The organism is Rhizobium sp. AB2/73 (assembly GCF_020871915.1).
GTDB lineage: Bacteria > Pseudomonadota > Alphaproteobacteria > Rhizobiales > Rhizobiaceae > Rhizobium > Rhizobium dioscoreae.
This window is the reverse complement of sequence record NZ_CP067071.1, coordinates 3,833,293-3,853,567: the sequence shown is the minus strand read 5'-3', so window position 1 is coordinate 3,853,567 and position 20,275 is coordinate 3,833,293. Positions and strand designations below refer to the sequence as shown.

Sequence of the window (20,275 nt, the reverse complement as noted above, 5' to 3'; positions counted from 1 at the left end):
CCCGTTTCAATGACCAGCGCAATACTGGTGCCAGCGGGCTGGCTTGACACCTCGTCAAGGATAGCGGCTATACGACATCTCGCGCCGGTGGAGAAAGCTGTTCATCGCGCGCTTCCAAGGGCATGGAAAGAAGGAGGAAACCATACCTTCTCCTGAAAAGCCCGAACGCTATTCAGCCGGTCGGGCTCTTCTGCACCATAGGCTTGGACCAGTGACCTTACTTCACCGTGATGCTCAGGCCGCTGAGATCGGCGTTGACCTGCAGGCCGACCTGCCTGCCTGTCAGTTCGAGCTGGGCGCCCTTGTCATTGGTCATGACGATCATCTGAGCACCCTTGCCGATCGCGCCGCCGCCGCCGGCAGCACCGTAGACACCGCCTACATCCCGGGCGCGGCGAATGTTGCGCACTGTGCCCTGGAAATAGGTCTTGGAGGCGCCAAAGGCGAGGCCGCCCGAGATGCCGCCGATCGAAATGGGATATTTGCGCCCATGGAAGGTCAGTGTGCCCTCGCCTCCGGAGCCGCCGACGAAGAAAGCCGCCTTATAGACAGAAAAGCGGATCGTGCCGCTATCGGCATGCGCGACGCCGGCAAAACCGATCCCCGCGGCAGCGATAGCGGCAACCGCGACCGAACGAAATCCAGATGAAATCCTCATATTAAGACACTCCTCAAAAGCGCCGTTTACCAGCCGGCCGGGCACGACGTCAGCGTCGTGTCAAAGTCAGAGATAAACGGTCTCGCACGACCTTTAGTTCCAAAACACATTAAAACAAAGCGTTAGGACCTATCCCCATCGCCGTGACTGGCAGCTCTGTTTCCAACGCAATTGCTTGGTTATAAGGCTTCATGGGCTGCTTCATCAACGAAGTCCGCGATACGCCGCATGATCTATCGACTGGGATGACGGGGCGCGGCTTTCCGCGCCGCCTTCGTCTCCTCTCGCGCACGGAGATTTAACATGCAGGACGAAGAGCTGAGTAATGGGATAGAGAACACGGCACCGGCCGCTGGCCTCTCCGAAATCATGGCACCGCAGCTTTCCGTGGTCTTCTGCGGATTGAATCCTGCGCTCACCGCACATCGTGACGGGCATAACTTCTCCAACCGCAGCAACCGCTTCTGGCGGGTATTGCACCTTGCCGGCTTTACGCCCCGCCTGCTGCGGGCGGAGGAAGAGCGCGAGATGCTGCAATATGGCGTGGGCCTGACATCGGCGGTCTCCCGCCCAACGAAAAGCACCAGCGAGTTGAAGAAGAGCGATTACATTGCCGCCGCTCCCGTGCTCGAAGAGAAAATCAGGAGGCATGCGCCGGCAAATCTGGCATTTCTCGGCAAGGCGGCCTACGCGGCCATCAGCCTGCGGGCCGATATCGAATGGGGCAGGCAGCCGGAGGCATTTGCCGGCGCCTCGATCTGGGTCTTGCCCAATCCGAGCGGTCTCAACCGGGCTTTCGATCTGGCGAAACTGACGGAGCATTATCGCGCGGTAAAGCTGGCGGTTGAACGCGAACGGAATCTCCTTCAATAGCTGACGCTTCCCGGTCGGCGATCAAGCCGGACTGTCGCCGCGATCGGTCATCCTTTTGCGGATCGAGCACGCCGATCGTGTGCAACCACCGTTCCGCCAGCGCCGGCCAGCGACTGATGGGAAGCTTTGTGGGATGAAGACCGAAGGCGTGGCTGCCTTCTGCAAAAGATGCATTTCCGTGGGGACGCCGGCTTTCCGCAATGCGATATAACAGGCGAGCGATTTTCCACGCCATCGACATAGTCGTCTTCGGCCTGCAACGGGAAGGTTGGCGGAGTGGAGCATCAATTCATATCGATAAACGAAATCAGCTCGCCTTCGATGATGACCGATTGTAGCTTTGTCGTGGCTCTAATCATGCATCATCGATCGGGAAGATCGATGATGCAAGGATCGCATGCCCAGAGGCCGCCCAACTCGCCAAAAGCCTGTTCAAGCATCGGTCGCCCCCCGGCAAATTCCGTCGCCGGGTCCACCTCGCCCACATTCGCTTCGATGCGGCTGCGCGACAGGCTAAAGCCGGGCATGGTTTCGGTGGGCTTCATCTTCAATCCGGTCAGCACCTGATGGAGCTGGGCGGCACATTTATTGCCGCCATGGCCGCCATAGGTGACAATCATCGCCGGCTTGCCTGTCCATTCCCGATAGAGATGATCGAGTGCGTTCTTCAATACGGCCGGATAGCCCCAATTATATTGAGGGCTAACGAAAACGAAGGCATCGCCGCTTCTGATCTTTTCGCTCCAGGCCTTGGTGAGATCGGTGCGATAATCCCCCATGGCCGGGATGCCGGGTTCGGCGTCCATCGGCAGGGGCCAATCACGCAGATCGACGATCTCGAATTCGGCCGACAGGAGCTCGCGTCCGACCGAAGTCACCCATTCGGCGACGGCAGGGCATATTCGGTTCGGCCTGACACTGCCGATGATGACAAGGATTCTGGATGGCATGGCGTTTACTCCATATATGTGCATAATACACTTAATTGAAGTCAATCCAGCTTGTAAAGGTGCAAAATACACATTTTGACGATCAAAGATCGAAGGCGGCGTCCCGGTCGCGGTGCTCGCGCCTCCGGCAACGCGCTTCCACCCCCGACGAACCCCACGGGTTGCATATGGTGGGCCTAGGAACACCATGCGCCACATGATAGCTATCCTCACCAGTCACAGGGAATGATGGCGAAAATTCCTATTTCAATAGCAGGCAAAGTCGAACCAGCATGTACACAGTCAAAGAATTCTCCGGCCGAAAAGTCGTTATCGGCGATGACAACGGTCCGCTCCTCGCCAGCGAAAGGGACGTGAATGACTGGGTCAGCGCTGCATGGGACGCTGAAGCACAGCTGGTGGTCGTTCCGACATCACGGCTGAGCCACGAGTTTTTCCGGCTCTCAACCCGCATTGCCGGCGCAATCATCCAGAAATTCGTCAACTATCGTTCGCAGCTCGTCATTCTCGGCGACATCTCCGGATGGATCTCGGACAGTAATGCCCTGCGCGATTTCGTCCATGAATCCAACAGGGGTCGCGAGGTCTGGTTTCTGCCCGATCTGGATGCGCTTGCGGAGCGCCTGCAGCAGAATGCCCAAAGCTAAATCAAAGGTCTGCCTTTATGGAAGTAACGCTTTCTCCGCCGCGACTGGAAACCGAACGGCTTATCCTGACGGGACATACGGTCGATGACTTCGAGCCGCTTGCGGGCATGTGGAGCGATCCTCTGGTCGTGAGGCATATTTTCGGCAATGTGGTCTCCACTTCCAGGGAGTCATGGATGCGGATGCTGTCCTATCATGGTCTATGGCCGCTGCTCGGGCATGGCTATTGGGCAATCCGCGAGAAATCCTCCGGCCGCTATGTCGGCGATCTCGGCTTTGCCGACTTTCACAGGGTGATGGAACCGCCAATCAGGGGTGTTCCGGAGGCCGGCTGGGCACTGGCCGCGTGGGCGCATGGCAAAGGCTTTGCGACGGAAGCCCTGGCGGCCGCCGTCGCCTGGCTCGACCAGCAGCCGCGATTTGATCGCACCGTCTGCCTGATCTCGCCCGACAATGCGGCCTCGATCCGTGTTGCCGAAAAAGCCGGCTATGGCGATCCGAAGCCGGTCCACCTGAACGACAAGGAGACGCTGCTGTTTTCCCGCGCCCGTCAGGAGCCGAAGGAATAGGGGGCGGGCAGCTTTAGCCGCGCACCCGGCTCGACTGGCTCAAAACGCCAGCGACTGCTGCACCGGCTTCGGCGGCGCCAGCTGAACGCCTTCCAGTTCCAGCATGCGAGCCTTCGAATTGGAGCCCCCCGGCGCGGAAAAGCCGCCGAGCTTGCCGCCAGCCGCCAGAACGCGATGGCAGGGAATGATAAGCGCTACCGGATTCTTCGCCATGGCCTGCCCGACATCACGCGCAGCTTCCGGCCCTGCGCCAAGCTGCTTGGCCAATGTGCCGTAGGTCGTCGTATGGCCCCAGGCGACCTGGCGGGCGGCATCGTAGATCTGTCTGAAGAAGGCATCCTGCTCGCCGAGATCGAGCGTGACATCGGAAAAATCGATCTCCTCACCGGCAAAATAGCGCTTCACCTTGGCGACCACTCTCGCAATCTCCGTGCTCGGCGTGCCGGGCTGCGCGTTCGGCAAACGCCGCAGAAGGAGGCGTTCGGTCGCGCCCGCATCCTTCGTCGGCAATTGAAAACGCAGCACGCCGGCCTCGTTCCAGGCGATGCCGCAGAAGCCGCCGGCGGTTTCGAAGATCAGATAATTTTGCCTTGTCTCGTTCATGACGAAAGCTCCCGTGTTTCCACTTGTCATGAAAATCGCCCTCGGGAGCGCCGAATTCAACCCGATTCTTGCGGGGAACGAGAATTGCCACCGTTTTGACGGCCGCGGAACGGATTCAGGGCGATTGACAGAACAGGATCAATATCCGCCGCCGGTCGGAGGCGTGTTCAGCGTCATGCCGCCACCGGAATTGCGTTCGCCCGATGTCGAACAGGAAACGATACCAAAGCCGATGAGAGCTAAAACAACGGCCGCAAAGACTGATCTGATGAACATGATCGTGATCCCTTGGGTGAGATAGGGCACGCAGGCCCGAACATGGAATGAACAGATCAGGCCATCTCTTTATTCGATCGCATTTTGAAATGACGGATGTCAGTATTCTGACTTATTATCTGCCATGTTCTTGTTTTGTTCTTGAAATTATAACCGTCGAGACATATGCTCTAGAGATCGGAAGACAAAAGGAGGCAGAGCCAATCCAGCTTTGAATGAAGCCATGCACCACGCCGATCAGTTGTCATTTGATCTCGGCAAACTGCCAATTAATCGCAAGGGTAAAGGCTCGCCAAAGCGCCGGCAAGCACTCTACTTTGCCGCGTTGCCAGACCCGGAAATCGCTAAATTGGCTGCAGAAATGACCGTCGACCAAAGTCGGCGAAACGGGTTGATGCGCACAGCGAGAAAGCATGATCTTTACCATGCCACCATCTATCCCATCGACATTGTCTCCCGCTCACAGGAAGAAGCCACCTTCGCTGCGTTGGAGGCCGGGTCAACCATCTGCTTAAAATCGTTTCCCCTGACATTCGATCGGGCAGGCACATTCGGCAACGGCAACAACCGTCAATATGTACTCTGGTGCAGGGACGGAAACGAGGGGCTAGCGACACTCCGTCGGGAATTGGATGCCGCAATGCAAAGCATGGGCTTCGAAAGCGGCACATCTGGATCGTTCCAACCCCACATGACACTGTTTTACTGCAACCACATTCTTCCCGACGTGATTTTGGAAGTGCCGATCGCCTGGACGGTCAAAACGTTCACGCTGGTCAACAGCTTTCAAGGCGACGGCGAACATGGCCATGTCTGGCATTGGCCGTTGTTCTAAATCGGAGTTCTAAACCTAGCACTTACGGTTTCGGAACAGGTTCAACTGTCGCCATCACAGCCGCCACGGCATCATCGACGCTGAAGCTGCAGCGCTTGTCGACGTCGGCAACGCCCGCGACCGTCATGAGATCGCGAACGCGGTCATGCACGCGGGCGAACTGGACCCGGAGGCCGGCTCGCTGCATCGCGCTGTCGAACTCCATCAAGGCGTCCATCGCCGTACTGTCGATATCGGAGCTTTCTTCCAGGCTGAGAATAGCTGCCTGCAACCGGGCTTCGTTGCGGCTGCCGGACAATATCTCGCCGAAGATCGTATCGGCATTGCCGAAAAACAGGGTTTCGCCGGGGCGCCAGATGGCAATGCCCGGTATCTCGGACGCATCGTCATGCCTGCTGACATCGACGAAGTCATGGCCGTTGTTGAGCCGCCCCAAACGGGCGACATGCGGCGAGGCCAGACGATGCATCATGGCGGCAAGCGAGAGCGCGATCGCCAGCAGCATGCCATTGAGAACGCCGAAGGCGAGCACACCGACAGCGGCGCCCACTGCCACGTAGAAATCGCGATGCAGGCGGCGCAGGCGCAGAATGGGGCTGGGGTCGAGCGCATGCGTCAGAGCCGCGATCACGACGGCGGCGAGCACCGGTTCCGGTAGAAGCGCCACCAGCTGTCCCGCACAGGCAATCAGGATCGCCAGGCCGATTGCAGCGAAAACGGTCGTCGCCCGCGTCTTCGCGCCAGCCGCCTCACTGGCAAAGCCGGCGGAAAAACCGGCGCCGACCGGCATGCCCTGAACGACGGCGCTGGCGAGATTGGCAGCACCCAACGCACCAAGCTCGCGATTGACCTCCAGCGTCTCGCCGTAACGCAGGGCGAGTGCACGCATCGTGCCCCAGGATTCAGCAAAGAGGATGAGGACAAGGGGCACGGTGAACTGCGCCAGCCGCGAATAGGCGGCCCAGCCAGCGTCCGGCGGCGACGGCCATTGCGGCAGGATCGCGATGGGGCCGACCAGCTTGACCCCATGGCTTTCCAAGCCGAACAGATAGGAGGCGAAGATGCCTGCGGCGAGCACGAGGAAAGCGCCGGGAATGCCCTGCAATCGCTTCAAGAGCAGCAATGCCGCCAACGCGACGATGCCGACTATGACGCTGATCGGATTCCACTGCAGAATAGCGCCGAAGAGTGCCACCGCGTAGGTCAGGATATTCGAGCCCTGCACGGGCACGCCCACCAGAATCGGCAGCTGATGCAGTATGATGGTGATCGCCAGCCCGAGCGCGAAGCCCCGCAGGACCGGCCGCGAGATGAAACCAGTGATGCCGCCCAGGCGCAAGACACCGGCGATGACGAAGAGAATGCCGGCGAGCGCCACGGCAACCGTGGCAAGCCCCGCCTTGATCGTGGCATCGCCCGGCACCACCGCCAAGGTGGCGGCGAGAATGGCTGCGGACGAAGATGTGGGAGAGACGATGGCAAAGCGGCTGCGGCCGAATATGGCATAGACGAGACATCCGGCGATGCCGGCGAGGATTGCACGATGCGGCGGCAGACCGGCAATGCCTGCGTAAGCGACCGCTTCCGGCAGCATCAGTCCGGCAACCGATATGCCCGCGACCAGATCCGCACTATCCACCACGAACCAACTGCCCAGCTTCGTCATCGATCACCGACCGTAAGTATGGTCCATCCATCTATGGATAGAGATTCGCCGCCTGGCTGCAACAGGAAAATGCGGGGTGGAATCTGGACTTATAGGGCGCTTTCCGAGGCGTCTCGCAACGGGCAGCTTTGACCGACCACATCCGCAACGAAATCCATAACCGCCCGGATGGCAGGCGAGCGGCGGAGATCCGGATAGGTGACTAGCCAGAGGTCGCGCGTCGGCGACGGGATCTCCGTCGGCAGGCGCACCAATCCCGCCTCCCGATCGCCCAGAAATCTCGGAAGCGCCACGACTCCAAGTCCGGCACGAGCGGCCTCGAGCTGGCCGAAAACATCCGTGGCGCGGAAGACAATCGGACGGCCATTCAGCAGACTGCGAAGCCAGGTCTGCTGGGTCAGATGCTCCATTACCGCATCATAGCCGATGAACACCCAGTCCTCCTCGGGCGTTTGCGCCACGGACGGGATTGCATATAGACCGAAGCTCATGGCGCCGATACGCCGGACCAGGAGGTCACTTTCCTCCGGCCTGGTCATGCGCACGGCGATATCGGCCTCGCCGTAATTGAGCGCGACACTGCGTGCAATGCCGGCAATGGTCAGCGTGATATTGGGATGATGGGTATGAAACAGCGCGGCTTTCGGCGCCAGGAGATTGGCGGCGATCGACGGCGGCGCGCTGACCTTGACTGCAGCGGAAAGCCCGGACACCGCGCTTTTCGAATAGCGTCTGATCGCCTCGGCATTTTCCTCCATACCCGCCACCAGTTCGGCGATGGCGCGGCCATCAGCCGTCAAGGGCGAGGTGCGCGGCCGCCGGTCGATGAGGCGCAGGTCGAGCGACCGCTCCAACGAAGCAATGCGCCGGCCGACCGTCGCGTGATCGACGCCCAGCTCCCGCGCGGCTGCCGAAAGCGAGCCGGTTCTAGCCAGGGCGGCGAAGTGAAGAAGGTCCTGCCAATCAATCATTGGTGCATTATTGCACAGATATCGTGAGTGAATACCGAATTTATTCCCATGGCTATTTGTGGTCAGAAATCGTCCGAAAGGAGAATTCCCATGCCCCTAGCAATCGCCATTACCAGCCCTGGCGGCCCCGAAGTCCTGAAAGCCACCGATCTCCCCGCTATCGAACCTAACCCCGGCGAAGCGCGAATCCGCCAAAGCATCTCCGGCGTCAATTTCGTCGACATATATGTCCGTTCCGGGCTTTACCCGCTGCAACCAGGGCAAAATGTGCTCGGGTTCGAGGGCGCAGGCATTATCGAAGCGCTCGGCGCCGATGTCGGCGAGTTGAAGGTCGGCGACCGTGTCGCCTATATCGGCTATCCGATCGGCAGCTATGCCGAGGTGCGCACGCTGCCTGTCAGCCGCCTCGTGAAATTACCCGACGGTGTCAGCGAACGGGCTGCCGGCAGCACGATGCTGCGCGGGCTGACGGCGCAAATGGTGCTGCAGAAGGCCTATTCCGTGAAGGCGGGCGAATGGGTGCTGGTGCATGCGGGAGCCGGCGGTCTCGGTCAGCTCGTCACGCGCCTTGCCAAGCGGATCGGCGCGAACGTCATCGCTACCGTGGGTTCCGAAGCCAAGGCCAGCATTGCCTATGAAGCAGGCGCAGACGCGGTTCTCCTGCACACATCCCGGGACTGGGTCGAGGAAACGCGCCGCATCGCCGATAGCCGTGGCGTGCATCTTGCCGTCGACGGGATCGGCGGGACCATGTTGTCCCAGACGTTTGCCGCCGTTCGTCCTTTCGGAATGGTCGCAAGCCTCGGCCAGGCGGCCGGCCCCATTCCGCCGATCCGGATAGAGGAGCTCGCCGCGCCCCGCGCCATCGGCCTGTCGCGCCCGAGCGTACTCACCTATGCCAACGATCCCGAGCTTTATCGCCAGGGCACAACGGCTTTGATGGCCGCGCTGCAGGACGGATTGATCAACCCGATCGGTGCGGAATACGAGTTGAAGGATGCGGCACAGGCCCATGCCGACCTCGAGGCCGGCCGAACCACGGCCAGTGTCGTCCTGACGATGTGACGCCTGATGAGCGGAGCCTCGTGGCGGGCTCCGCTGACGACAATGTCGAGCAGCTTCAGCTCTCACGCACAATCAATTCATCCCGTCAATGACTTTTGCTGCAAGGCAGCAATTCGTTGACCACGCCTGCTTTTGCCTGATACCGGTTACCCGTGGCGACGCTCGGCCTCCGGCCGCCGCCATGGCTATCCGAACGAATCCCGTCCTTCGTGGCAAACACCATGGGCGCCGCTGCCGGTGCCCGCAGGCGATATCCCGTGAACACTGCCTCCCAGACCATCCGGCCCACTTCGACCTTGTCTCTCATCTCGATCGTCGCGCTGACATTCTTCGGCTACCTTGCCATCGGATTGCCGCTTGCGGTGTTGCCGACCTATGTCGACAGCAGCCTCGGCTTCGGCGTCGTCTGGGCCGGCATCGCCGTCAGCACGCAATATGTAGCGACCATCGTCAGCCGCGCCCATGTCGGGCGGCTCTGCGATCAATATGGGCCTCGCCGCTCGGTCTTTCTAGGCTTCCTTGCCTACGGTCTGTCGGGTGCACTCACCATCGCTTCCACCTTTACGATCCAAGTCCCGGCAGCAAGCCTTGCCCTTCTGCTTGCGGGCCGGCTGGCGCTCGGCATCGGCGAGAGCTGGGTGAGCACGGCGGCGATCACTTGGGCGATCGGCCTGATGGGATCGCGGGAAACCGTGCGCATCATCTCCTGGAACGGCATCGCCACTTACGGCGGCATTGCGCTCGCCGCCCCGATCGGCGCCTGGCTGCAAGGGCAATACGGCTTCTTCGCCATCGGCGTCGTCACCATCATTCTTGCGGTTGCCGGCTTCATGCTGGCGCAAACGCGGCCGCCGGTTCCGGGCGTAAAGGAAAAGGGCATCGGCACCGGCCAGGTGCTGAGCCGCGTTGCACCGTACGGCGTCGCGCTTGCGCTCGCCTCGAGCGGCTTCGGTGTCGTCATGGCCTTCGTCGCGCTGTTCTTCCATAGCCGCGGCTGGGAAGGCGCCTCCTTTGCACTCAGCGCCTTTGGCCTTGCCTTCATGGGCGTGCGCCTGGGTCTTGCGCAAGCTGTCGCCCGCTTCGGCGGCCTGCCGCTGGTGCGCATCTCCCTTGTCATGGAGATCATCGGCCTCGCCGCCCTTGCCTTTGCGCCATCTCCGACCGTTGCCATCATCGGCGCGGCTCTCGCCGGCGCCGGCTTTGCGCCCGTCTTCCCGGCGCTCGGCAATGAGGCCATGGAACGTATCCCGCCGCAGAACCGCGGCGTCGCGCTCGGGCTCTATTCGATCTTCCTCGACGTGTCGCTTGGAAGCACCGGCCCGATCGCCGGCCTGTTCGCGGATCATCTCGGCTATGCTGCACCCTTCTCCTTCGGTGTCGGCGCGGTATTGCTCAGCCTGATTCTGAGCTTCTGCCTACGCAGGAATGGCAGCCGCTGAAAGCTGTTTTGGCGCTGTTTATCCCCGGTCCTGATTTTGGCATGTGGCGACAAACGGTTGCAGGCTGCCGACAAGGCTTGATATGGGTCTTTGATTATCATCAGCAGGAGGCCCGCCCATGAACGTCACCGAAATCGTCATCGAAGGCGATACTCCGGGGATCGCCTGGCGGCTGCCGGTCCTGCATTTTGCCGGCGGCAAGGCAGACGCGCCGAAGATCTATATTCAGGCCGCATTGCATGCAGGCGAGCTGCCGGGCACGGCCTTGGTGCATTTCCTCTGCGAGCGGCTTCGGAAAGCGGAAGCCGAAGGCGCCATTCTAAGCGATATCATCGTCGTGCCGCATGCCAATCCGATCGGCGCGGCGCAATCGCATTTCGGGGAGATGCAAGGGCGCTTCGACCTGGGTTCGCGCACCAACTTCAACCGCGACTTTCCGCTGATCTCGCTTCGCGACCGCGATCTCCTGATCGAAAATCTGGAACGCTACCCCGCCGTCGATCGGCTGAAACGTCAGCTGATCCATATGGCGCTCGGTGCCGATCTGGTGATCGACCTGCATTGCGATGACGAATCCCTGCAATATGCCTATATCGATGAGGCATTCTGGCCTGAAGCCGCCGATCTTGCCGCGGCGCTCAAGATGGATGCCGTGCTGTTGTCGGACGGTGAAAGCTCGGCCTTCGAGGAGGCCGTCAGCTTCGCCTGGAAATACGAAGTGCCGGGGGAAAAGAAAGCAACGCTGCCGGGCAAGCTTTCAGTCACGGTGGAATTGCGCGGCACCCGCGATGTCTATCCCGAAATGGCAAAGAACGATGCCGAAGGGCTCTGGGGCTTTCTGGCTGCGCGCGGCGCGGTCCGCGACGAAAGCATAGTGGTCGGCGCATTCGATGGCCCGGCCGTGCCGCTCGACAATGTCGAGATGATCCGTGCGCCGCAGGCGGGCACAGTGCTTTTCCATCGCAATATCGGCGAGCGGGTCGAAGAAGGCGAACTACTGGCGACCATCATTACAGCGCCGGGTATGGCGGACGGCACCATCGACGTCCGCGCGCCGCAAGCGGGTCTGATCGTCACCCGTGTTTCGGACCGGCTGGTGCGCCGGCGCGGCGATCTGATGAAGATCGGCTCGGAGAAGCCTAGCGCCGTCGCCCGGAAGCCGGGAACACTTGAGGACTAAGAAGTAAAAGACGGATTCGCCATGACGATCACCATTTACGGCATCAAGAACTGCGACACGATGAAGAAGGCCCGCACCTGGCTCGAAGGCCATGGCATTGCCTATGACTTCCATGACTACAAGGCCGTCGGCATCGATAGGGATCATCTGGAGCGCTGGACGAAGGAAGCGGGATGGGAAGTCGTGCTCAACCGCGCCGGCACCACCTTCAAGGCCTTGCCGGAAACGGACCGCACCGATCTTTCGAAGGACAAGGCCATTCAGCTGATGTTGGCCCAGCCTTCGATGATCAAGCGCCCGGTCCTGGAAGCGGACGGCAAATTGCTCATCGGTTTCAAGCCGGATATTTATGCGGCTGTATTCGGTAAGGCGGCCTAGAGGCGAGCAATGTCAAAAACCACCCGCGCCACCCAAGTGCTGACCCAGGCGAAAGTCGCCTTCACCGTGCACGCCTATGACTACGACCCGAATGCGGAGCGTGTCGGCCTGCAGGCGGCGGAGGCGCTGGGCGAGGAGCCGCATCGGGTGCTGAAGACGCTGATGGCCGAAGTGGACGGGAAGCCGGTGTGCGTCGTCGTACCGTCGGATCACGAAGTCAGCATGAAGAAGCTCGCCGCAGCCTTCGGCGGCAAATCGGCTGCCATGATGAAGCCCGCGGATGCCGAGCGTCTGACGGGCTATCACGTCGGCGGCATCAGCCCCTTCGGCCAGAAGAAGCTTGTGCCGACGGCCATAGAGGCGCAAGCTATGACCGAGGCTTACGTCTATATCAACGGCGGCCAGCGCGGGCTTCAGGTGCGCCTCAGCCCGCAGGATGCCCTGAGCGCTCTTAAAGCCAAGGCTGCACCTCTGATTGCCTGACGATCTTCAAGATCGGACATAGCGCCTTCAATTTCGCCGCAAACCGGTCTAAGTCTTTGGACCATCTTTCGATAGCAAGCACGCAGGTTTCGCCATGACATCAGCCATCCCCAACCATCATCCCGTGGATCATGCCAAGCTGGAAAAGCTTGCGGAAGTAGCCGTAAGGGTCGGGTTGCAGCTGCAGGCAGGCCAGGATCTGCTGATAACGGCGCCAGTCGCGGCGATGCCGCTGGTTCGGCTGATCACGCGCGAAGCCTACAAGGCCGGCGCCGGTCTCGTCTCCACCTTCTATTCCGACGAAGAGACGACGCTTGCCCGCTACGAATACGGCCAGGATGCGAGCTTCGACCGGGCCGCCACATGGCTCTATGAAGGCATGGCCAAGGCCTTCTCCAACAATACGGCACGTCTCGCCATTGCCGGCGACAACCCGATGCTGTTGTCCAACCAGGACCCGAACAAGGTGGCGCGTGCCAACCGCGCCAATTCGGCCGCCTATAAGCCGGCGCTGGAAAAAATCTCGAATTTCGACACCAACTGGAACATCGTCTCCTATCCGAACCCCTCCTGGGCGAAACTGGTCTTCCCGAACGATCCGGAAGCGATTGCGGTTGCCAAGCTTGCCAAGGCGATCTTCTCCGCCTCGCGCGTCGATGTCGAGGATCCGATTGCTGCCTGGACGGAACACAACGCCAATCTGCACAAGCGCTCGGCCTGGATGAACGGCCAGCGTTTTTCCGCCCTGCATTTCCAGGGACCCGGCACCGACCTGACCGTCGGGCTCGCCGACGGCCATGAATGGCATGGCGGCGCTTCTACAGCCAAGAACGGCATCACCTGCAATCCGAATATCCCGACCGAAGAGGTCTTCACCACGCCGCATGCGCTGCGTGTCGAAGGTCATGTCTCGTCGACGAAGCCGCTGTCGCATCAGGGCACGCTCATCGACAATATCCAGGTGCGCTTCGAAGGCGGCCGGATCATCGAAGCCAAGGCGACGCGTGGCGAGGAAGTGCTGAACAAGGTGCTCGACACCGACGAAGGCGCCCGCCGGCTCGGCGAAGTGGCGCTGGTGCCGCATTCCTCGCCGATTTCGGCGAGCGGCATCCTGTTCTACAACACGCTCTTCGACGAAAACGCCTCCTGCCACATCGCGCTCGGTCAGTGCTATTCCAAGTGCTTCATCGATGGCGCCAAGCTCAGCCAGGAGCAGATCAAGGCGCAGGGCGGCAATTCCAGCCTGATCCACATCGACTGGATGATCGGCTCCGACAAGGTCGATATCGACGGTATCAATGCCGATGGCTCGCGCGTGCCCGTCATGCGCAAGGGCGAATGGGCGTAACCCAACTCAGATATTCGAATGCGATCATGCCGCGGTATCCCTGCCGCGGCATTTTTTGGCTGAAGCGTAGGATCAGATCGTCGCCAGCGCTTTCTTGACTCGGACGAGATGGGCCTTGCGTCCGGCTTCGGTAACGCGGTCCATGTCATGCAGCGCCAGCATGCGGAAATTCAGCCGCTTGGCACAGAAGGCGGCGATGCCGCGCTTCAGCAGGCGCCGCACCGGATTGCCCATGTAGAGATGCACGATCCACCATGGCGACCCGGTCGTCGTCAGCGCCCAGAACAGACGGATATTGGTGAGCTTCGGCACGATGCGCCCGCCGGCCGGATCATGAGTGAAGGCAACGCCGGGCGCAAAGGCGCGATCGAAGAAGCCTTTGAGAATCGCCGGGAAATTGAACCACCATTGCGGAAACACCAGGATCAGGCCATCGGCAGCCTGCAGGCGCGCGACGATATCGCTGACGCCCGAGGTATCGTAAGGCTGGTCGAAATAACCGCGCCGCTCGGCCTCGGACAGACGCGGATCGAAGCCCTCGCGATAGAGATCAAGCAGATCGACCTCGTGCCCGCCGGCGACGAGCGTTTCCTGCGCGACGTTCGCCAGGGCGGCGGCAAAACTATCCTCCAACGGATGGGCCAGCACCAGCAGGATGCGCATCAGAAGAGGCTTCCCTGCTTCGGTGGAGCGGCAGGCTCGGCCGGTTTGGTGGCGCGTTTCTTTACAGGTGATGTACCCGATGGCGGCGTGGAAGAAGATGGCGGAGAGGCATCATCGCCAGTGACTGCCCCGATACGACCATCCGCGAACTCGATCGAGATCGCGGCACCCGTCGCAAGCGCTGCCGCCAGCGAAACCGGGCGGTCGTCCTCATCGCGCACGACAGCGTATCCGCGCTTCAAGACATTCTTGTAGGAAAGCGACTGGAGAATACGCTCCTGCGCCGTGAGTTCGCTGCGCGCTCGGGTCAGCTGATGGCGGATGGCCGTATCGGCATGACGGACGAGATTGCCGAGGCGATCGCGTGCCCTGCCCGTCTGGGCTTCGAGGCGCGACGGCAACGTGGCGAAAACGGCATCGGCGCGTTCGATGCGAGCGCGGGACCGGTCGAGCATGCGCTCGATGGTTCGCTCGGCCCGGGTTATCCGCTCGTTTAGTTGCTGCCGGCGCTCGGCGATCCGGTTCGACAGGATATCGGGTCGAAGGTGCGAGGCCGTACGCTCGAAGGAGCGGCGCTTGTTCAGCGTGTTCAGCTCCAATCCGCGGCCGAGACCCGCAGCAGCCTCGTCGAAGCGGCGGCGCGGCAGAGCCAGGATCTGGTCGAGCGAAGGCAGGGCGCGCAATAGTGCGCGAACCGCCTGCCGCCGTTGATCCATCTGCCTCGTCATTCCCCCCTGCAACCGGGCTGCGAGACTTGCAAGGTGCGCCTCAAGTTCCGCTTTGACCGGAACGGCCATTTCAGCGGCACCCGTCGGCGTCGGGGCGCGCACGTCGGCGGCGTAGTCGATCAAGGTCCAGTCTGTCTCGTGGCCGACGGCCGAGATCAGCGGGATATCGCTGCCAGCGGCGGCACGAACGACCGCCTCATCGTTAAAACTCCAGAGATCTTCGAGGCTGCCGCCGCCGCGCGCGACAATCAGCACGTCCGGGCGCGGAATCGGACCGCCTTGGGCAAATTCGTTGAAGCCGCGTATGGCGTTCGCCACTTCGTCGCCGGAGCCCTCTCCCTGTACCTTCACCGGCCACACCAGCACATGCACCGGAAAACGATCCGAGATACGGTGCAGGATATCGCGAATGACGGCACCGGTCGGCGAAGTGACGACGCCGATCACCTTGGGCATGAAGGGTAGCCGGCGTTTGCGCTCGGGATCGAAGAGACCCTCGGCGCCGAGCTTGCGCTTGCGTTCCTCCAGCAGCGCCATCAGGGCGCCGACGCCTGCCGGCTCCAGGGTCTCGATGACGATCTGATATTTCGATGAGCCCGGAAAGGTCGTCACCTTGCCGGTTGCGATGACTTCCATCCCCTCCTCCGGGCGGAATTTCAGCTTGGAAAATGTGCCTTTCCAGATCACCGCATCGATACGCGCGCGATCATCCTTCAGCGAGAAGTAGGCATGGCCCGAGGAATGCGGTCCACGATAGCCGGAGATTTCCCCGCGCACACGCACCTGGTCGAACGCATTCTCGACCGTGCGCTTGATCGATCCGGATAGTTCCGAGACGGAGTATTCCGTCAGGTTCGAAGGCGAATCATTCTCAAAAAAGCTGCTCATGTCCCCCTTCTACCCGATGTCGCGGTAAATGCGGAGCCTGCTTCATACCGCTTAAGTCTGAATCGATCGAAAGACGGGATTGTGCGCATACTTGAGATGCTTCCGCCTCCTTGCTTGTCTCACAAAGGGCGTGGAGCCTATTGCTTCATCAAGCGTTAACCCTGCTGACAAAGGCTTTCTTAGCCATCTGCGCGTAAACCTGTGCGAACTGATTCTTGGTAAAGAGGATATGGAGCGATGATATTCGCGACCGCCACGATCATTGGAATTGCCGCCGGCCTGCAGCGCTCGACGATCGGCGCGCTGCTCGGCGTGGCACTCGTGAGCATCGCTTTCATGGCCGCCGTCGCCACATCGATCGTTCCGCCGCCGCTGACGACGCTGTTCATCGCGCTCGGCGGCTACAATCTCGGCTTCATCGGCTACCTCGTCACCATCGACATGGTGGAGCATCGCCGCGCTTAAAAGCAACATCAGGAAGTGTTTGGCGATTTCGCCAGAATTTAAGTGACGCCGAGCGATTCAAAGAATCCAGGAGGAGCTGAAACGCTCCAAATCAATCCTGCGGCTTGACGCGGAAGAACCGCACATCCGATTCCGCCGGCGCCGCAACCGGCTCCAGATAGACCGGGATATGCCCGGCAGTCAGCTGCGCATAAAGCCCCTTCGGCGCCCGCTCACTCACTAACTCCACCTGCGGATCCCCCTTACAGAAGGCAACAATCGTCACCTTCGCTTCATGCAGAAGCGCTTCCGCCCGTTGCGGCTCTGCAAGACCGATATGCAGCTCGGCCAGCATCCCGTCGGGATCGCGATGATAGGGGCCAGAGAGCGTGCGATGGGATGTGAAGCGCAGAAGTGGCGCTCCCATATTGGAAGCCGCCGCGATGACGCCCGGCTCGAGACCCGCAATCGGTGCCAGGGCCTGCCTGGAGGCACAATTGGCAGTCTCCTCCGCCTTGAACGGCGCTGCGACCATAAAACCATTAACGACCCCCTTGCTTGCAAGCGCGCCGCCGACGGCCCAAACGGCTGGGACAGAGGCCAATAGCGTCCCTGCATAGAGCAGGATCGAACGCAGATTTCTGGGATCGGCCGTGTAGTCTTTTCGCAATTCGGCAATCAACAACGCCAATGGCGGAATGGCCAGGAGATTGGCAAATTCGGCGCCGCGCACCTGCACCAACGTGATCACCCAATTGATCGCGATCAGAGCCATCAGCATTGCATGGAGGCTCGCGCGGTCGCCCCGCAGGATACGAAAGCCGCAAACGAGCATCGCCAGTAGACCCGTCGCATAAAAAACGCCGATCGTATCCGGCTGACGCTGTGCCACGGAGATAATCGATTGCGCCTCGATCACTCTGCTGAGCCAGAGATCCACCAGCATGGGATCCAGATCGGAAAGCGGATTGCGCAGGCATTGCGGCGCGAGGGCCACAGTCGTGGCAAACACGAACGCGCCGTTGGCCGCGAGAATTGCAATGCGCCAGGGGCGGGAGAAATGGCTGGCAAAAAGGGACGACAGAAGAAGCCCGACGCAGCCGGCGCTGGTAATGCCATAAAAGCCGAGCGAGAGATTGTCGCATGTGACCATCGAATAAAGGCGCGGCGGCACCAGCGAAAAGAAGGCGGCGCTGACGGCAACCGTCAACGTCAGCGCAAAAGCTTTTGCAGCGGGTGCGAATATCTCGCCTTTCCAGGCCCACAAACAGGCAACAGACATGCAGGCGATAGCGACAAAGGGCGTCGTCTCTGCGCCGATACCGAGCTGGACGGCAAGGGCGATGGCAGCGATTGCAAAGTTGCGAGGCCTGTAACTTTCGTCGACCAGCATTGCGACAGTAAGCGCGACGAGGCCGAGCTGGACATTATCGTGATCGATGGAGCCCGGCACGAAGCGCGGCGAGAGCAGGACGAAGAGTGCCGTCAGGATCAGCGAGAAGTGCATGCCCTGCAGACCGGCGATGCGCCTGCCCGCAAGACCCATGAAGAACACCAGCGGCAGGACGAGCATCAGCGGCCAGACGGTCAGTGCCGCCGCTTCGGCGCCTTCGGGTGAAAGGAACATCCGGAAGAAGAGGATCAGGCTTGCGATCGGCAGATCGATGAAGCGCGACCAGTGCATCAGCGTCCCGCCCGCAAGGCCGAGACGGTACTGCATCATGTCGAACCAGCCCTGGCCGGCGAGAAAATCGCGCACTTCGACAAGACGCATGGCGTCGTCATTATCCGGGCCGACATAGTCCGTGAGGTTGCGATGAATGATGAGCTGCGCGACGATGACAATGGCGGCATAGATGACTGCGGCGAAAGCAGGATGAGACCAGCGCAGGGGTGCCTTCTTCTCTGCCGTTCCGGCTGCCTCGGGCGGCATTGCCAGCGTTTGCGCCATCTCGATGAACCCTATATTGAAAGGATAGTCGGGGCGATACGCTAACGGTTGCCGATCAAAAAAAAGTAAAGCTGCTGCCTTCAGCCGCTTTCATCACGAGAATGTTTTTCGCAACGCCGGTACCCCGCCTTTTTTATTTCGCAGCCATAGGGTCTTATTAACAGCCAGCGGGGTAAGCTCTCGTCCGGATCGTCAATCGGGCCTCGATTTGACTTCACGCGCAGCAACCGGCCAAGACCATGTCGAATGAGAAGCTGAACATCGCTGTCCTCCTGCCCTGCTACAACGAAGCCGCAACGATCGGCGAGGTCGTGCGCGGCTTCCGCAAGGCACTGCCGCAGGCCGCGATCTATGTCTACGACAATAATTCGACCGACGGCACCGCGCTGCATGCCATGCTCGCCGGCGCAACCGTCGTGCGCGAGCGTCGGCAGGGCAAGGGACATGTAGTGCGCCGCATGTTCGCCGATATCGAAGCCGACATCTATCTGATGGCCGACGGCGACGGAACCTATGCCCCCGAGGACGGAGAAGAGCTGATCCGCACGCTGCTGACCGAGGGATCGGATATGGTGGTCGGTACGCGGCGCAACGTGCATAATGATGCAGGCAGGCAGGGACACGCCTTCGGCAACCGCATTTTCAACTGGCTCTATCGCACCATCTTCGGTGCCGATTTCACGGATATCTTTTCCGGCTACCGCGCCTTCTCGCGCCGCTTCGTCAAAAGTTTTCCGGCCGTTTCGGGTGGCTTTGAAATCGAGACCGAGATGTCGGTGCATGCTTCCAGGCTGAAGCTGCCCGTCAGCGAACTGGAGCTCGATTACGGCCGGCGGCCGGAAGGCTCGCATTCAAAGCTTTCCACCCTCCGCGACGGTGGCAAGATCCTCTGGATGTTCGCGATGCTGATGAAGGAAACCCGGCCTTTTGCCTTCTTCGGCATTCTAAGCGCCATTTCGATGGAAATGAGCATCGGCTTCTCCATCCCCGTCTTCATCGAGTATTTCGAAACCGGACAGGTATTGCGCGTGCCGACCTGGATACTCTCCATGGTACTGACGATGATCGCCTTCATGCTGTTCACGGCCGGTCTGATCCTCGATTCGGTCGCCCGCGCCCGCGCCGAACAGTTGCGCATCCACTATATGAGCCTGCCGAAGCCGTCCTCGCGTGAAAGCGGCGATGACCGCACCGTTTACGTGGCACAGCTCGAAAGGCCGGCAAGCCGGAAGAAAAGGGCCAAAGCTGCATGAAGAAGCTCTTTCGCTTCCTGATCGCCGGCGGTGTCGGCTTCGTCGTCGATGCGGGCGTGCTGCATCTGCTGCTGTGGTTCACGCCTTTCGGCCCCTTCGTCGGCCGTGCCATTTCGATCCCGAGCGCACTGCTTGCCACCTGGGTGCTCAACCGCAACTTCACCTTCGGCCGCTCCGACCGCTCGCTTGCGGCGGAGGGCTTCCGCTACGGTTCGGTCGGCTTGACCTCGGCCCTGCTGAACTACGCCCTCTTCAGCTCGCTGCTGATGACCGAGCCGTCATTGCGGCCGATCATTGCGCTGACGCTGGCATCGGCGGCGGCAACGGCGTTCAGCTTCTTCGGCTATTCACGCTTCGTCTTCCGTCACCGGCAAAATTCCTGAAGCAATTCCCGGAAAAGTGCTCAG

The 20,275-nt window shown here is 60.8% G+C and carries 22 protein-coding genes; 13 read left to right on the top strand and 9 right to left on the bottom strand.

Going from position 1 to position 20,275, the window contains the following annotated elements; translation table 11 throughout:
• Positions 1-217: 217 nt before the first annotated feature.
• Positions 218-658 (bottom strand): hypothetical protein, encoded by a 441-nt coding sequence (locus tag I8E17_RS18900; RefSeq protein ID WP_069611058.1) that lies wholly within the window; start codon positions 656-658, stop codon positions 218-220.
• 303 nt (positions 659-961) lie between these two features.
• On the opposite strand from I8E17_RS18900, the gene mug reads away from it, so the two are divergent.
• Positions 962-1,531: a G/U mismatch-specific DNA glycosylase gene (mug, locus tag I8E17_RS18895; RefSeq protein ID WP_113366550.1), complete on the top strand. Its 570-nt coding sequence runs from the start codon at positions 962-964 to the stop codon at positions 1,529-1,531.
• Between the two features lie 362 nt (positions 1,532-1,893).
• Here mug and I8E17_RS18890 read toward each other — a convergent pair whose 3' ends face one another.
• A complete protein-coding gene (locus I8E17_RS18890) occupies positions 1,894-2,481 on the bottom strand; it encodes an NAD(P)H-dependent oxidoreductase (protein WP_113366549.1) in 588 nt (195 codons plus the stop codon).
• A 272-nt stretch (positions 2,482-2,753) separates the two neighbouring features.
• Between I8E17_RS18890 and I8E17_RS18885 the strand changes: the two genes are divergently transcribed.
• A complete protein-coding gene (locus I8E17_RS18885) occupies positions 2,754-3,128 on the top strand; it encodes a DUF4180 domain-containing protein (RefSeq protein WP_069611056.1) in 375 nt (124 codons plus the stop codon).
• Positions 3,129-3,145: 17 nt separating this feature from the next.
• Complete coding sequence (locus I8E17_RS18880) at positions 3,146-3,697, top strand: GNAT family N-acetyltransferase (protein ID WP_113366548.1); 552 nt, start codon at positions 3,146-3,148, stop codon at positions 3,695-3,697.
• 39 nt (positions 3,698-3,736) lie between these two features.
• Here I8E17_RS18880 and I8E17_RS18875 read toward each other — a convergent pair whose 3' ends face one another.
• Together I8E17_RS18875 and I8E17_RS18870 are read right to left on the bottom strand one after the other, a co-directional pair.
• Positions 3,737-4,300, bottom strand: coding sequence for a methylated-DNA--[protein]-cysteine S-methyltransferase (locus I8E17_RS18875; RefSeq protein ID WP_113366547.1), 564 nt, complete (start codon positions 4,298-4,300; stop codon positions 3,737-3,739).
• A gap of 138 nt (positions 4,301-4,438) precedes the next feature.
• On the bottom strand, positions 4,439-4,576 hold the full coding sequence (locus I8E17_RS18870; RefSeq protein WP_162750900.1) for a hypothetical protein: 138 nt from the start codon (positions 4,574-4,576) through the stop codon (positions 4,439-4,441).
• A gap of 223 nt (positions 4,577-4,799) precedes the next feature.
• Here I8E17_RS18870 and I8E17_RS18865 point away from each other — a divergent pair, with 223 nt between their 5' ends.
• On the top strand, positions 4,800-5,411 hold the full coding sequence (locus I8E17_RS18865) for a 2'-5' RNA ligase family protein (RefSeq protein ID WP_113366545.1): 612 nt from the start codon (positions 4,800-4,802) through the stop codon (positions 5,409-5,411).
• A 22-nt stretch (positions 5,412-5,433) separates the two neighbouring features.
• Here the strand turns inward: I8E17_RS18865 and I8E17_RS18860 are convergent, their stop codons facing one another.
• Together I8E17_RS18860 and I8E17_RS18855 are read right to left on the bottom strand one after the other, a co-directional pair.
• Positions 5,434-7,077 carry a SulP family inorganic anion transporter gene (locus tag I8E17_RS18860; protein ID WP_113366544.1) on the bottom strand — a complete coding sequence of 548 codons (1,644 nt, stop codon included), beginning with the start codon at positions 7,075-7,077 and terminating at the stop codon, positions 5,434-5,436.
• Positions 7,078-7,166: 89 nt separating this feature from the next.
• Positions 7,167-8,048: a LysR family transcriptional regulator gene (locus I8E17_RS18855; RefSeq protein WP_069611052.1), complete on the bottom strand. Its 882-nt coding sequence runs from the start codon at positions 8,046-8,048 to the stop codon at positions 7,167-7,169.
• 90 nt (positions 8,049-8,138) lie between these two features.
• Between I8E17_RS18855 and I8E17_RS18850 the strand changes: the two genes are divergently transcribed.
• The 6 genes from I8E17_RS18850 to I8E17_RS18825 all read left to right on the top strand — a co-directional run bounded on the left by I8E17_RS18850 (position 8,139) and on the right by I8E17_RS18825 (position 13,941).
• Positions 8,139-9,113, top strand: coding sequence for a quinone oxidoreductase (locus tag I8E17_RS18850; RefSeq protein ID WP_113366543.1), 975 nt, complete (start codon positions 8,139-8,141; stop codon positions 9,111-9,113).
• 257 nt (positions 9,114-9,370) lie between these two features.
• On the top strand, positions 9,371-10,552 hold the full coding sequence (locus I8E17_RS18845; protein WP_113366594.1) for an MFS transporter: 1,182 nt from the start codon (positions 9,371-9,373) through the stop codon (positions 10,550-10,552).
• 118 nt (positions 10,553-10,670) lie between these two features.
• Complete coding sequence (locus tag I8E17_RS18840) at positions 10,671-11,732, top strand: succinylglutamate desuccinylase/aspartoacylase family protein (RefSeq protein WP_069611050.1); 1,062 nt, start codon at positions 10,671-10,673, stop codon at positions 11,730-11,732.
• Positions 11,733-11,753: 21 nt separating this feature from the next.
• Complete coding sequence (locus I8E17_RS18835; protein WP_113366542.1) at positions 11,754-12,110, top strand: ArsC family reductase; 357 nt, start codon at positions 11,754-11,756, stop codon at positions 12,108-12,110.
• Between the two features lie 9 nt (positions 12,111-12,119).
• A complete protein-coding gene (ybaK, locus tag I8E17_RS18830) occupies positions 12,120-12,593 on the top strand; it encodes a Cys-tRNA(Pro) deacylase (protein WP_069611048.1) in 474 nt (157 codons plus the stop codon).
• Between the two features lie 94 nt (positions 12,594-12,687).
• Entirely contained in the window at positions 12,688-13,941 is a 1,254-nt protein-coding gene (locus I8E17_RS18825; RefSeq protein ID WP_069611047.1) for an aminopeptidase, read from the top strand.
• A gap of 72 nt (positions 13,942-14,013) precedes the next feature.
• On the opposite strand, the gene I8E17_RS18820 is transcribed toward I8E17_RS18825, so the two are convergent.
• Positions 14,014-14,604 (bottom strand): NAD(P)H-dependent oxidoreductase, encoded by a 591-nt coding sequence (locus I8E17_RS18820; protein WP_113366541.1) that lies wholly within the window; start codon positions 14,602-14,604, stop codon positions 14,014-14,016.
• Entirely contained in the window at positions 14,604-16,220 is a 1,617-nt protein-coding gene (xseA, locus tag I8E17_RS18815) for an exodeoxyribonuclease VII large subunit (RefSeq protein ID WP_113366540.1), read from the bottom strand. The genes I8E17_RS18820 and xseA overlap by 1 nt, the downstream gene beginning before the upstream one ends.
• Before the next feature lie 237 nt (positions 16,221-16,457).
• Here xseA and I8E17_RS18810 point away from each other — a divergent pair, with 237 nt between their 5' ends.
• Positions 16,458-16,685 (top strand): homogentisate export protein, encoded by a 228-nt coding sequence (locus I8E17_RS18810; protein ID WP_069611044.1) that lies wholly within the window; start codon positions 16,458-16,460, stop codon positions 16,683-16,685.
• Between the two features lie 91 nt (positions 16,686-16,776).
• Here the strand turns inward: I8E17_RS18810 and I8E17_RS18805 are convergent, their stop codons facing one another.
• Complete coding sequence (locus I8E17_RS18805; protein ID WP_113366539.1) at positions 16,777-18,615, bottom strand: hypothetical protein; 1,839 nt, start codon at positions 18,613-18,615, stop codon at positions 16,777-16,779.
• Positions 18,616-18,854: 239 nt separating this feature from the next.
• Between I8E17_RS18805 and I8E17_RS18800 the strand changes: the two genes are divergently transcribed.
• A complete protein-coding gene (locus I8E17_RS18800; protein ID WP_113366538.1) occupies positions 18,855-19,868 on the top strand; it encodes a glycosyltransferase in 1,014 nt (337 codons plus the stop codon).
• The gene (locus tag I8E17_RS18795) at positions 19,865-20,251 is read left to right on the top strand and encodes a GtrA family protein (RefSeq protein ID WP_069611041.1); all 387 of its coding nucleotides are present in this window, start codon (positions 19,865-19,867) and stop codon (positions 20,249-20,251) included. Before I8E17_RS18800 ends, I8E17_RS18795 begins: the two co-directional genes overlap by 4 nt.
• The last annotated feature ends 24 nt before the right edge of the window (positions 20,252-20,275 follow it).